The 15,058-nt window shown below is 68.6% G+C and carries 2 protein-coding genes; both read right to left on the reverse strand.

The genetic code is table 11. The annotated features are described in order from the left end of the window. Nucleotides 1-44: 44 nt before the first annotated feature. The gene (locus AC1M14_RS22835; protein WP_479730514.1) at nucleotides 45-13,928 is read right to left on the reverse strand and encodes a filamentous haemagglutinin family protein; all 13,884 of its coding nucleotides are present in this window, start codon (nucleotides 13,926-13,928) and stop codon (nucleotides 45-47) included. 160 nt (nucleotides 13,929-14,088) lie between these two features. Then, the gene (locus tag AC1M14_RS22840; RefSeq protein ID WP_258231540.1) at nucleotides 14,089-15,045 is read right to left on the reverse strand and encodes a FecR family protein; all 957 of its coding nucleotides are present in this window, start codon (nucleotides 15,043-15,045) and stop codon (nucleotides 14,089-14,091) included. Between the last annotated feature and the right edge of the window lie 13 nt (nucleotides 15,046-15,058).

Here is a 15,058-nt window from a genome sequence, read left to right on the forward strand (position 1 = left end):
GCGTCCCCTGCCGCCGCGGCCTGACTCGCCATCCCGCATCGGGCTTACAAGCCCAGACTCCGCAACTCGTCCGGCGTCAGGCTCGACACGTCGCCTTGCGGATGGGAGCCGCGGGCCAGCACCTGGACCATGTGGTTGGGCGTATAGCGCTGCGCCTGCTGCCCGGCCGGAGGCACCGCGCTGGTGGGCTCGGTCGCCGGGGCGCCGCCCGAAAGCGGTTCATTGCCAAAGCCCAGGATCTGCACGCTGATGATCGACGGCAGGGCCTTCTGCGCGGCGGCGCGCGCACCCTGGGCCGCATCGGAGGCGGCCGTGGCCGCGTTCGAGGCCGCCGTGCTCGCGCTGGTGAGCGCGCCGACGTTGACCGCGGCGATCACCGGAATGCCGGTGGCCTCGCCCTGCGTCTGGATATTTTCCGCGTTGACCACGCGCAAGGCGGCCACGTTGACATCGCCGGAGACGCGAATACCCGCTTCGCCCGCGTCGACGGTGCCCAGCGGCGCGATCAGATCGATATCGCCCGGCGGAACCTCGGGGATCGGATTCAGCGTCGCGATACCTGCGCCGGTGCTGGGCGCCGTCGGCGACAGCGCGATGTTGCCGATGCTGTCGTACACGCGGCGCTGCGGGGTGTAGACCATGCTGGTCTTGCTGCCGCGACCGGCGTTGATGTCGCCCTGCGCCGACCAGGCCAGGATGCTGCCGCCAAAGGTCGTGAAGACGCGGCTCTGACCCATCAGGATACTGTCCATCGCATAGATGTTGATATTGCCGTCGCCCTGCGTGATCACGCCCGAACCCGGCCCCGGGTTGAAGCCGCCGTCTATGCCGACCAGCGTGCGCCCGCCCGGCGTCATAAGGTTGATGTCGCCGCCGAAGTTGGTGTGGATGCCCGCGTCCAACACGTCATAGAACGACACGTTGTAGCCGGGGCTGCCCATGGCCTCCCACTGCGCCTTGGTGATGTATTTGGCGCCCGCGCGCGGACGTGACTGCCCGATGGGGTTGCTCACGTAGTCAGCGTTGAAGTAGATCGCGCTGCTGAACATGGTGAGGTCGCCTTCATGACTCAACGCCTTGCCCTGCGCGTCCTGCGCGGGGAACAGCGTGGCGATGGCTTCGCGGCCGCGCAGATAGCTGCCGGCGCGCTTGCCCCCGGCCTCGTTGTATTCGCGGCCGGACTCACGCAACTCGGCGTAGTAGACATTGCGCAGATAGGCGCGCTGCTGCTGCGCCGGCAGCGCGTCGAAGAAGGTCCGCGCGTCCATGGTCGCCGCATCGTAATGCAGGGCGAGACCGTTGGCGCCGCCAAAGCGCTCGCTCAACCAGTTCACCAGATGCAGCTGGCTCTCCCGCTGGAACTCGCGCGCCAGCGAACGGCTGCTGGCGGTACGCCCCTCGGCAAGCGCGGCCGCGCGCGCCGCATCCAGCTCGGCCTGCTTCTGCGTCAGGAAAGCCTCGGCGCCCGACGCGTCGCCGGTATAGCCAAACTCGTCTTGCAGCCATTGCTCCAGCTTCAGCGAGCCGCCGTAGACCGTCACGACTTTGCCCGGCTGGTCGGCCAGCGGCAGATCCAGCGCTGCCTGATTGGCCGGATTCAGATAGCGCTCGGCAAAGGCGTTCCAGTACACGCCCTCGCCCATGCCGGCCGACACCGAAATACCGGCGCCGCCGCTGCGATCCCCCGACGCGGCGCCGCCGCCGATCGGCCCCAGGCTCTTGATTTCACCCTTGTTGCCCAGGTAGACGTGACGGCCCGCCGACACTTCGAGCAGGCCGGGCCCCATGATGTAGAAGCTGCTGTCACGGACATCGCGGCCGGCCTCCACCACCGATATCTCGTCGGCATAGGCATGCGCGATCAGGTTGCCGCGCGTCGAAGCGTTACCCGCCTTGGCGGCGCCCACGGTGGCGTCTTTCTCGCCCAGCGTGGTGCCGGACCCGACAATATCCCGGCCGGCGCGGATCGACACCGGGATCGACGCCTCATAACGCCCTTGCTCGAAATCCGCCTGAAAACTGGGCAGCACCGCCTGGCCGACGCGCAAGCCGACGATATCGCCCTGCACCGCGTAATAGCGCGCCGGCGCACGCCCCGCGACCGCATCCGCGATGGTCGCGGGACTGCCAAAGGTGAACAGCGCAGCCGTATTCCGTCGTCCGCCATCGGGGTTCGGCGCGCCGCTGTACCCGATCGTGATCCAGTCGTTGTAGGGCTGCGATTCGGCAGCGGCGTTGGTGACCAACAGGGCGGACCCGCCCCAGGGGCCGCCGCCGGTCTCGGCCAGCTTGCCGACAAACCCGGGGCGGAAGGGGCTGGCCATGGCCAGCGGATCGGCCGTGGAGGCCGAGAGCACATAGCCCGCGCCCAGGATAGAGTCCTGCGCCAGCAATTGCAGTTCGCCCTTGCCGGTGGCGTTGACAAACTGTGCGCCCACCGGCGACGGCGCCAGTACGGTGCCGTGGCCATAGCGCAGGACCGGGCCCTGGATGGCGGCGGTCGCGCCGCTTGCGCTGGCGCCGTAGTACAGGCTGCCGTTGGCCGCAACCGCGCGCAGGATCGACGGATAGAACGAGCCGTCGCCGTTGGCCGACTGATTATGTCCCGCGCTGTCCCAACGCGCGTCTTCACTGCCCGCGATGTCATCCCAGGCCGAGGTCGGCGTAAGATTGCCGCCCGCGCTCAACAGATCGATCGCGGTGGCCGGCGTCCAAAGGGAGAACCAGCTCCAGCCGTCGCCGTCATGCGCCGCGCCCTGGTAGGTGAATGGCGTCGCGCTGAGCTGCATCGTGCGGCCCGGATCGGCCGCGCCGCCCAGCACCAGGTCGCCGCGCGTATCGATACGGACGGCCGAGTCGCCCAGCACCAGGATGGGGCCGCCGGCGGCCACACCGCCCGCGGCCGTATACACGTTGCCCAGGCGCGAGTCCATCTGGTCCCGCCCGCCGCCGTAGTTCACCTTCACGCCGCCGACAGTTCCGGCATGAATCGCCGTGGCGCCGCGCAGGTTGACGAAAGTGCCGTTGAGGTCGTATTCGTTGCGCCGCAATTGCGGGTTGGGGTTGAGCGCCCCGCCCAGGCGCAAGGTAAGATCGCCGCCGCCGGTCTGCACCAGCTCGCCGGCCGGCGTGATGCGGCCGGTGCCGGCCACGGCCAGGTGCAGGCCCTGGCTGCGCGGTGTATGCGCCCGCAGGTTCCAGCTCGAAGCGATGCCGCGCGCATCGATGATGCCGGCGTCGCCGCCCGCTTCCACGGTCAGATTGCCGCCGCCCAGCGTGCCGATGCCGGTAAAGCCCACGAGGAACGGATCGTTGTTGAACAAGCGTGAACCGAACGCGTCGTAGGTGCCTCTGGCATCGCCCGCCACATAGGTGCCGAAGTTGATCCACCACGAAGCCGGCGTGGCTTCGGGCCCGGTTCCGATGCTGCCCGTGCCCTGGCGCCATAACCAGCTGCCCACCGTGACCGTGGGAATCTGCTCGCGCGAGTTCCAGAACTTATAACCCGCAGGATCGCCGTAGTTCTCGTTGCCGCCGATCAGGTCGCCCTTGATATCGCCTTGCGCGCGCAGGAGCACGTTGCCGCCGCGCTCCGGATACCAGGCCGCGTACAGGCTTTGGGCGCCGCCATCGACCAGCGACTCGAAGCCCGCGCCTTCGGCGCGCAATATCGTGCCGTCGCTCAAGCGCCCCCGCGCCCGGTGATAGGCGTCGCCCATCGAGGCCGACGGCGTGCCCGCCGTATAGACGCCGTAAAGCGAGGTCATATTGAAATCGCCCCCGGACACCAGGTCCAGGTCGCCCGCGCCGGTGCGCAGCACGCTGAACAGCTGCTGGCGCGCGGGATGATAGGACGTGACCGTCTCCGGCGGACCGCCGGCCGACCCGCTGACCATCTCTCCCATGCCGTAGACATTCAATTCATCGGGACTCGAACCGATCAGCCCGAACGCGATCAGCTCGTCGATCTGCGTCTGCGTGACAGGCTGGCCCGATACCGGCGGCGTGCTGAGCGCGACTCCCATCATGTCCATGAAGGCCTGGAACTGGCTCAGGTCGGCCCACGCAAAACCCGGAGCCTTCACATTGACCATCTCTCCCATGCCGTAGACATTCAGTTCGTCGGGAGTCGAACCGATGAGCCCGAACGCCACCAGCTCGTCGATCTGCGCCTGCGTGACGGGCTCGCCCGATACCGGCGGCGAGCTGAGCGCGACCCCCATCATGTCCATGAAGGCCTGGAACTGGCTCAGGTCGCCCCATACGTAAGAGGGCTTGCCGCCGGTGCCCGGGACCTCGGTGACCATGGCGCCCAGGCCGAAATGCGGATCCGCCAGGCGCAGCTGGGCCGTCGTGTTCGCCAGGGTCAGGCGCGTGTCCGCGGCCTGCAGATCGGCGCCCGCCACCAGGCGCAGGTCCCAGGACTGCGAGCCGGCCGGCAGCATCGGCGCCAGCGCAAGATTGCGGCCCTGCGTGCCATCGGCGCCGGTGGGCCGCAAGTTGACCATCTCGACGCCGCCTGGCAGCACCACGTCGGTCTCGGAAGGCACGAGCGCGCCCTTGGCCAGCGCCAGCGGCCGTGACAGCTTCATCGCCACCGGCAGCATGACGCCCTTGGGCCAGATGGTGGCGCCGATCTCCGCCTGCGCGGGCAGGCGGAAGCCCGCGGCCAGCTGCATGCCGGCGTCCAGCGTCAGCGGCGTTTGCACCACCGAGCCGGCGGGGTGAACGACATTGCCCGAGGCATCCAGCACCGCCGAGGCCAGCACCGTGCCGGCGGGCAGCGTCAAGCGCTGCGCCAGCGGCATGGTGACGGGCAGACGCGTTCCCGCAGGCAGCGTCAGGCCGTCGACCGGCAAGTCATAGTTCAGCGTGCGGCCGCTGGCGAATTGCGTGCCCGCATCCAGCGTCGCCATGCCGCCGTGCGGGATGACGAGATCGCCGCCGAAGGGCATGCGGCCGGCGGGCAGGACCCAGCCGTTGTCGTCGTTCGTCACCCCCAGCCGGGTCGTATCGAAGCCATCGGTAATGCTGCCGAACAGCGTCAGATCGCCCTGGGCGCGCAGCACCAGCGCGCCAGCCTCGCCCGAACCGTAGACGCCGGTGCGCTGCGTACCCGGGTTGACGCTGGCATAGCGATAGCCCGAGAGATCGATATCGCCATCCACGTGCAGATCCCCATGGGGATTGACCGCCGCGTTGCTGACGATCTCCACGCCGGGGCGCAGGTGGAACTGCTCGGCATAGCCGCGCAGCCCCGCGAGCTTGCCCTGCATCAGCGTGTCGTTGGCCAGGGCATTGTTGACGAAGGCAATGCTGTCGGCGTGTTTGGCGTCCAGGTAGGCCTGGTCTATGCGTTGATAGCTGCGGCCGTCGACAGAGGCGTCCGTGCCAACCGGCGCATCGTCATAGGAATGGAAGGCGTTGACGGCGATGGACCTGGCTCCGGTAATGACTACCGCGCCCCGGGCGTCGATGTCGACGTCGTTGCCGCTGGCGCCGCCCAGGCGCGGGGCATTCAAGGTCACCGTGCCGTAGTTCGCGCTTGCGCCGTCCACGGCAAGGTCCATGCGCACACCGTCGGCCAATGTCAGACGGCCATAGCCCGAGTCGATCTCCACGATGGCGCGGTTGGGCGCCTCGATGATCTGGCCGTAGCTGTCGCGGCGCAATACGCTGGCGCTGGCGTCGAGCACGGCGCCGCCGGCAAGCGTCACGCCCTGGTTGGCGGCGAGGCGGATGCTGCCGGCGCGTTCTCCGCTGGCGTCGATCGTGCCGTTGACCGTCAGGCTGCCGTTATCGACCGAGATGTTGATCTCGCGGGCCTTGAGTTCGCTGCCGATGACAAGATCGCCTTGCTTGAGCTGGAAGCTGCGGCCGCCGAAGACTTCGCCTTCGGTCAGGCGCAAGTTCAGGCCGGAGAAATCCGCGATCCGCCCGGCTCGTACGTCGATGTAGCCTGCCGCATATGGCACGGGCGTGCCGCCCGCATCGTAATGGCCGGTGCTGCCGCCGCGTATCGTGCCGTTCAGGTCGGCCGTACCCGCCAGGGCGAGCACCGTCAGCCTGCCCGCGCGGTTCTGCTTCGCCGACAGGTCAATGGTCGACGCAGCTTGTTGCACGACACTGCCCTGACGGCTGTCGAGAACGACGTCGCCGCCCCAGCTGTACTTGCTGACGTCAAAGAAATGCAGTTCACGCCCGGCCAGGTCCAGCTGCGCGCCGTCTTCCAGCACCACATCCTGCTGCGCCGATGCGGTGAATTTGCCGCTGGGCAGCAGCACGGCGGTATCCAGCGTCAGGCGCGTGCCGGCATCCAGGCCCAGCGTCGCGCCCAGCGCATTCGCCAGGGTCGCGTTGTCGGCCAGGGGCGACGCCGAACCGGCCGGCGCGGCAACCACGATCGCGCCGCCCGCCTTGATATTGTTGACCGATCCCGCCTGACCCGTGAGCAGCGGCGTGTTGAGACGCAGATTGCCGCCGCTGTAGGTCCAGGCCTTGGCCGCCTCGTCCCAGGCCCCCTGCGATTGATAGACCGACAGCGTGCCCTTATGGTTGGCGGTGATACGCTCGCTGGCGTTGAGGTCGACGCCGGCAAAGCCCAATGCCAGACGCTCATGCGTGCCCACGGTGTCGGGCTGGCTCAGCGGGCCGTAGCCGAACTCGATGGTCCGGGCATCGACCACAAAGCGGCCGCTGCCCGTGCCCGCGCCGCCCGCGATGACATTGCCGGCAGGCGTGGTCGCGCCGTTCCAGACCAGCGTGCCGGTCTCGATGCGGGCCACGTCGCCCGCGCCGCCATGCCCGTAGAAGGCCGGCGCGCCCAGCACCAGGCGCTCGAGCGACGATTTTCCCGTCGCCTTGTCGATGGTGCTGAGGTCCACGCTGCCGTAGAAATTGACCGAGTCGCTTGCGGTAAGTATCAGGTTCTCCAGCGCCGGCGCGCCGGTGCTGATGTCGCCGCGCAACAGGCGCGACAGCACGTCCTGGTTCAGCGTGAGGCCGGCAGGCAGGACACCCGCGGCCTTGGCCTGCGCCAGCGTCGCGGTCGTGCCGATGTTGATACCGCCCACGGCCAGCGTCAGGTTGCGCGTTCCGTAGCGTACCGACTCGCCCAGTTCAAGCGATTTATTGGTCGCGGCGGTGATGCTGCCTTCCGAATACAGCATGGTATCGCCCGCGCAGCTTGCGCCCGCCGCGCAAGTGCCGATGTGCAGATAGCCCGCCCCGTTCATGCCGTAATCGTCAGCCGTCGGCGAGGTCAGGTTCAGCCAACCGTTGGTGACGGCCAGCACGCCCGCCTGTCCTGGTCGCAGCACATAACCGTCGTTCGAATCCCAGGCCGTCCTGCCCTGTCCCAGCGTATTGATGCCCGCGCCCTGCTCGATGGTCAGGCCTTGTTCCTTGTTGCTCACCACCAGGAAGACGGAGCCGGCTTCCAGCATGGCGCCCCGGCGCAGGATGAGCTCGCCGGTCGTGGCGCTGCCGAGGCCGACCTGCCAGGAATTTTCTGTGGAGAATCCGCTGGCGGTCTGCGTGACAAAGGTGGAGGTCGGCGCGCCGCCGATGCTGATGGTGGCCGCCTTCAAGTTGTTGAGCGTGCTGGCATGAACCGACGTGCCCGCAAAGCCTTCGGTGGGCGTGGCGCCGTCGGCCAGAATCTCGATGCGGCTGCCGTTCAGAACCGCGGCGCCGCCTCGCCCGTCCTTGGCGGGGGTGAAGTCCACCGTGCCGGCGGCGACATCCAGCCGGCTGCCCGGCGTGAGGTTCAGCTGCCGCGCGTCGCGCTCGAGCTGCGGGCGCGGCGCGCCGTCGCGCAGCGCCCAATTCTGGCCGAACTGCGCGTAACTCGTCTCGTTGAAGTTCGAGTAGGTGCGCAGCGTGTCGGCCGGCGTCAACACCACCGAGGTGGTCTGCACGTCGGCAATGCCGGTATTGGCGAAACCCAGGCGGGCGGCCGTGGTGTAGGACGCATTGCGCATGCGCCCGCCGCTGCCGAACGCGGCGTTGCCGACGGCCCGGCCATTCAACTCGACGCGGAAAGCGCCAGGCAGCAATGCATAGGTGGACGGCAACAAGGTATAGGTTCCGGCCGCCAGGCCCGGCACGCCGTCGCCGACGGTGATCTGCCGGCCGATCATCGGATCGCCCGCGCCCTTCTCCGCCGCGATGGGCGCAGCGGCAGGCTGCGCGCCGGGCACGATGGCGTAGACCGGGTTGCTGGACAGCGACGGCAGCGTAAAACCGCTGCCATCCCACTTCACCTGCATCAACGGATTCAGGCGCGCGTCGGTCGACCCGCCCCGCCCCGTCAAGAAGCCCGCGCCGGTCAGCTCGCCGCCGCCGGACAGATCGATCCGCGCGCCGGACTGGACCTCGATACTGTCGGCCGTCAGGCTCACATTGCCCAGCGCGCCGCCCAGGCCGGCATAGAAGGCATCCGCGCCCGCGTAGTTATAGGTCAGGCCGTCGACGGTGCCGCCATAAGGCATGAGCAGGCCCGCCGCGCTCACCGAAGTGATGCTGCCCGGACGCAGGGTGATCGTGCCCGGCGGTTGTCCGCCGCTCGGGGCGATGCCCAGTTCCAGGATACCCAGCGGCGCGCGCAGCACGCCGCTCTGTTCGATATTGGCCGAATACAGGCGCAACGTGCCGAAGGCCGAGTACGGCGTGGGCGGCGCGGCGCCGTCTCCGCTACGTTCGATACGCAGGCTGCGCGCGGCGTCGTAACGGGTTTCATAGGAGCCCCACTGGTTGAACGCGCCGCTACGCCCGGCGATCACCTCGCCCAGGGCGCCGGTGGCCGGATAGATCTGGCTGGCCGCCAGCAACAGATCGCCTTCGGTCGTCAGGGACGTACGGTCGCCGACCGTATGCTTCAGGAACCGCAGATCGTTCCTGCTGCGCAGTTCCACCAGTTCGAATCCCTGGCGCGACACCAGTGCCTTGTCGCCCTGCATCGAATAGCCATAGGCGCCGAACGCAACCTTGTTGATGACATCCAGCACGCCGGCTTCCACGCGCAGCTGCGTGGCGTCGCCCAGTTCGACCATGCCGCCTTGGGTCGAGGTGGGTGCGTTCAGGGCCGGCATGATGTGCTGGTCCTTGCCCAGACGCGAGGCGCCCGCCAGGCGCACATAGGGCGCGGCCAGCGCGACGCGGCTGCCGGCGGAAGCGCCGTCGGTCAGCGCGAAGGCCGTGGCGGCCAGGTTCAGCCCCTGGCCGAGCGTCAGATCGACGCCGCCTTCCAGCGACAAGACGCCGCTGACCAACAAGGACAGGTTATCGAAACCGCCTGCCTTGATGCGGTCGGCGCCTATGCGGCCATGGCCATAGACCAGCCCGGCATCGGATTGCCCCGGCCGCAGGTCTGCCGCCAGGCCTTCCGGCGTCTGCTCCCGCAGCAACTGAAACTCACGCGGCGCCAGCACGCGGTCTGCCGGTCTGCCCCCGATGCGGTAGTTGGGCGACTCCAGCGCCAGCGACAGCGTGCCGCCGGCCGCGCCCGCGCCGCCCGAGGCGGCCGTCATCTCTCCATCCAGATACAGGCCGTTGAAGCTGGCCAGATGGATCACGCCGCCGTCGGAGGCCACCCGCAACGCGCCCATTCCGTTCATATCCAGCGTCGTCGCCGCACCCGAGGCGTCCAGGCGCGCGCCCTCGCGGATGACGATGAAATTGTCCATGGCGTCGGCCTCGGTGGCGTACGCCCGGTACGCGCCGCCGATCTCGATGCGCCCGCCATCGAGCACCGTGCCGTAACGACGGCCTTGGCTATCCAGCGCGCTTTGAGCCAGGCCCGCGACATCCAGCACCGCCTCGCGCCCGATCCACACCGAGCCGTCATGCCCCTTGAGACGCGTGACGTCCTGCGCGCCGGCGCCCAGGCCGTAGACGCCGATGCGTCCGCCCGCCGCGCGCAGCGTACCGTCGATGGTGATCTGGCCGTTGTTCCGCAACACGATGCTTTTGCCCGGATCGACCTCGATGCGCGCGCCCTCGGCGATGACGAGCGGCGGCGCATCGGCGTTCTCCAACGTGCTGCGCGCGTTGCCGGCGGCCAGGGTCAGGCTTGCGCCGCCTCGCTGCGTCAGCGCGCCCCGCGCCGGGCTTTCGGTGAACAAAGGCGGCAGCCACATCGCCAGCGCCGCGTGCGGATCGGCGCCGGTGGCGACGCCGCGCGCGATGGAGAAGTCGGCCTGCAAGACCGGCATGGTCACGCGCAGATCGGCGCCTTTGGCCACGGCCAGGCCATCGCCGCCCGTCACCGCGTAATGCGAGAACCCCTGCTGGAAAAGGCCGGCGTCCAGCAGCAGCAAGGGCTCGACCGCTACCGCGCGCGGCAGGCTCGCGCCCGCGCGGATCAAGGTCCCGGCCGAGAAGGTGACATCCGTGGGCGCGAGATTACCCGCCGGGATCACAACCGGCGTGGGCGCCAGCGGTATGCCATTGGCATGTATCGCGGCATCCACGACATAGTTGGTCGGGAAGTTCGCCGGGTTGACGATCCCTGTGATGACCGTACCCGCAGGCAACGTCGGCGGCACGTACCAGCTGCCGGTATAGCCCGCGACCCTCAGGGACTGGCCGTTCGACAGGTTGACGCTATAGGAGGCGTTTTCGCTGCTGGCCTTGGGCAGGGTCCAATCGGCTCCCACCGTCAGCCAGGTCGACGAATCGCTCGCGATCACTCTTGGCGCGCCGCCCACCGCCTCGCCGGGATTGGCGTGCGTGCGGATGGAGTGGTAGTCCAGGGGCAACACCGCGCCTTCGGCAATGGTGAAATCTTCGCTCGTGACCAGGTCCACCGGCGCGCTCTGGCCTGCCTGCAAGGCGCCGTCGGCGCCAGCCACCAGTCCGCCGATCACGACGGCGCTGCCATTTTGCAGGGTCAGCGTGCCACCGCCTTCGACGCCGTAACCGCGCAATTCGCCTTGCAGCGTCAGCCCTCCCTTGGCGGCGGTGGCCGCCGCGTAGGCATCGGCGGCCAGCGCGATGTCGCCGCCCTTGCCTCCGAGCAGACTGTCATCGCCCAGCAGCGCCGCGCCCGAGGACACATCCAACAGTGCGCGCTTGCCGACGGTGACGTCGCCGCTGCTGCGCGCGACGATGCGACCGCCGTCGATGTACGGCAGACCGCCGAGGTTGCCGTCGCCTTGCTGCAGATTGCTCCAGACGCCGCGCGCGTCCAGGGTCACGCCTTCGCCGATCGACACACGCGCCGTATAGCCCGCCGGCGCCGTCGTCGCCAACGGCAGGTCCTGCCAACCCGAGCTGACGTTGGGGTATTGCTCGACCATGTCGCCCAAGGTGATGACGCCGCCGCGCGCGGTCAGGTCTGCATTGACGTCGACTTGCGTCGCATGCAGCGCGATCTCGCCTCCCGCCGCCACCTTGACCGCGCCGTCGACCTGCACGGCGCCGTTCGCGTAGGCGCGCAACTCGCCCAGTTCCAGACCATTGAGCCAGTCTGCGTTCAGTGTGATGCGCGCAGGGTCGGTTTGCGTCGATGCCGCCTCGGCGTCCTCCGGATCGCGCGGCATGCCCAGCACGATCTCGTCAGCCACCGCCCCCGGCGTATAACGCAGATTGCCCGAGGCCTCGTCATACACCGGCTGCCAGCTGCCCAGGATCAGGCCCGCGCGACGCGGCGCGGCCGTCTGGCTCTGCTGATAGCCGTCCAGGCGCGACTGCGGCGCGTTGATCTGCCGCACGCCCTGAAAAGCCTTGGCTTCCACATCGCCGTCCAGCGTGGCCTGGCGCGTGCCGATGATCAGGCGGCCCGCGTCGCGGCCCACCGTGTAGCCTTCCTCCCAGCGCTGCGCCTTGGCGATCAAGGGATTGAGGAAGGTGTCCGTGCGCCCCCAGCGCACGCTCTTGCGTTCATAGCCCGTGTACGAGGCGTCCTCGGGAAAGAGCAGATCGCCCGGCGCGCGATCCACGGTATAGAGACGGCCGTCGCCGCCGCGCAGCCAACTCTGGTTGAGATAGCCGCTTTGCACGTCCAGCGAGCCGCCCGAGAGATTGATGCTCGAGCCCGCTCGCGTCGTCACCCCGCCGCCGGCAAAGTTGACGGTGCCACCCTGCGCCATCCACTCGCCGATGGTATGGCCGGTGGTGCCCAGGTACCCGCCCACTTCCAGCAGGCCGCCTTGGGTATACCATCGGTCGGTTTCATAGCCGCCCGTACCGGCCGGCACCAGCACCAGGTAGCGGCGGTCCACCCACACATTGGTGTTGTTCAGATTGCCGGACTCGCGATTGCCCGAGGCGTCGCGCTGCTCGTTGCCCTGGATGTTGATCTGGACGTTGTTCGAGGCCATCGCCACTTGCACGCCCACGGCGCCCGAGACGTCCACGGCCGCGCCGGCGTGGATCGTGGCGCTGCCTTCGGCGCTCACCGCCACCTGGCCGCCGGTAGCCAGCGTCAGACTGCCGTCGGTGAAATCCACGTTCTGGCCCGAGACGATCTCGATTCGGGACTGGTCCCGGCGGTCGGACTGTTTGGACAGATTATCGAAGGTGCCGCTGATGCCCCGCCGCTGCTGGTCCAGCGTGGCGGACGCTTCGATCAAGGCATTGCGCTGGCCATCGAAGGCGGACTGGCCATCGTCTTCGAGCAGGATGGCGGTAATGGAATCCTTGCCGAGCGTGACCTGGCCTTGCGCGTCGCCCGCGCTATTGAGCAAATGGATGGTGCCGCGCGCGTTGACCGAGGTCGTTGTCAGCGCCACGCCGTTCTGGCGCACGTCGTGGCCGGCAAGGGTGATGTCGCCTTCGCGGGCCTGGATGAGGCCGGTGTTCTGCACCAGGCCGCGCTGAATCGCCGGGTCGATGCGCGCGAGGTCGAGATTGGCGTCGGCCTTGGGCGCGATTTCATTGCCGCGCGTGGTCGAGTAGGTCGTGCCGCCATCGGTGCTGTTGGTGACCAGTCCTTTGCGGATCACGAAGCTGTCGCCCGCCGCCAACTGCGTCTGGCCCTTGCGGGTGCGGATGTCGCCGTCATTGCGCACTTCCTGGCCCATCAGCAGCACATAGCCGCCGCCCTGCGTCACGCTGGCGGGCTCATGGGTCTGAATCAATGCGCCCGCCTGCACCGAGACATTACCCAGGGCTTCGGTGAACGAGGCCGTGTTGGCGTCGGCGCCGTAGATGCCGCGGCTGAGGAACTGGTCGTTGCTGATCCTGGCCGCCGCCGCCACCAGGTTGCGCGCGTTGACCTGGCTGCTGCCGGTGAAAATCACGCCGTTCTGATTGACCACCATGACCGAGCCATCGGCGCGGATCGAACCCTGGATCTGGCTGGGCTTGGCCGAGGCCCCGACCACGCGGTTGAGCACCGCCCACTCCGACTGCGCGGTTCGCGCGCCGCTGCGGGCGGCCGCGTTGGCGTAAGTCGCCTGATCGAACACCACCTCGGTGTTGCGGCCGATGTTGAAAGTGTCCCAGTCCAGGATCGCCTTGGCCTGGGTCTGCTCGATGGTCACCGTGGTCTTGCCCTGGGCATTGCTGGCCACGGCGCGTTTGTCGGACACCCCGATCCAGGGCAGCGCCTGACCGTTGGCGTCCTTGTCCCACAAGCCGCCCTGCGTCAGGCCGTCGGGGGAGTCGCCGGCCTGCGCCGGGCGATTGCGCTCCTTCTGCCAGGCGGCTGTCTGGCGCGCCTGGGCCTGGGCGATGGCGCCCGCTTCGCCGGCCACGCGATTGAGGTTGTCGACCGAACGGCGCAGTTGCTGCGTCGCCTGGCGGCGCTGTTCGGCCGCCGTCTGCGCGCTCAGGCCCGGCGAGTTCTGGCGCAGGGTGCGCGTCTGCTTGGCGACGTCCGCGCCGACCCACCACGCGCCGGAAGCGTGCGCAACGGATGCGCTGCCCAGCGACAATGCGCTCAGCATGGCCAAGGCCGACAGCGACGCGGCCAGAGGGGTCAAGCGATAGCGAGCGGAAACAGCGGGGTGAGTCATGTGCGACGGTTCCAGGATCTAGCGTGAAAATGGCAGCATCGGGGCGGACGCTTTTCCACTAGACGTTCGACGCGCGAAACGCGGAAATACCAAGCCATGAATCTTTCATGACAGGCTTTTGTGACACTCAGCCGATCAGCACCAGCTCACCCACGCGGCGCAAACGGATGTGATGCGCCGTCCGCAGCAGCTCCAGGGCCTGGTCCAAGTCGCTTACCCGCACGCGCGCCGAGAACCGTCGATCGGCCAAGGCGTCGTCGACCAGCACCACCCTGCCCGGCCGATAGCGGTTGATCTCCTGCACCGCCTGATCCAGCGGCAGGTCATCGAACACCACCACCCCCTCGCGCCAGGCGGACGCCGACGCTGCCTTGGCCAGCGGCGTCGCGGGGCCGACGCGTCTTTCGTCGTAAAAGGCTTCCTGTTGCGCCGCCAACGCCACCCTGCCGGCCGGATGCCGCAACTCGGCCGCGCCGCGCTGGCAGCGCACGCGCACGCGGCCGTCTTCCAGCTGGCGCATTTCGATATCGGCGTGGTCGAGCCTGACGCTGGCCACGCCCGCCACGATTTCACAAGCGGGCGCGGACACGGCGGCCTCGCCGCTGATCAGGTCGATGCGCGGCCTGGCGGCGGCGTCGTTCACGGTGATGCTGGTGCGCGTATTCAAGGTGACGCGCACCTGGCCCGGCAGCTCCAGCGAGCGTTGTTCCCCCGCGCCTGTACGGTAGTCGGCCCTGAACTCCGACCAGGATGGCCACAGCCCCCAGGGCGGGCTCACGGCCAGATACGCCGCGCCAGCGGCCACGGCGCCGCCCAGAAAGGCGCGGCGCCCGGCGCGCGCACCCGCGAAACCGTGGACCTTGCGCGCAGGCCGGGCCTGCGGAACGCGCCGCGCGGCGGTCTCGACGGCCTGCCATTCGTGCGCGGCTTGCGACCAGGCGCGGGCGTGCCCGGCGCTTTGCGCGCACCAGGCCTTCAGGGATTCCAGATCGCGCGTGGTCGGCTGGCCGGTCTTGAGCAATACCGCCCACGCGCGCGCCTGACGCAGGACGTCATCGTCTGGAGCGTTGGGTTCGGTCGCCATGAAGGCCTTGTTC

This window comes from Achromobacter sp. SX5 (assembly GCF_056711425.1).

Coding starts and splice junctions, on each gene's coding strand:
- AC1M14_RS22840 (WP_258231540.1), bottom strand. CDS start 15,045: ATGGCGACCGAACCCAACGCTCCAGACGATGACGTCCTGCGTCAGGCG.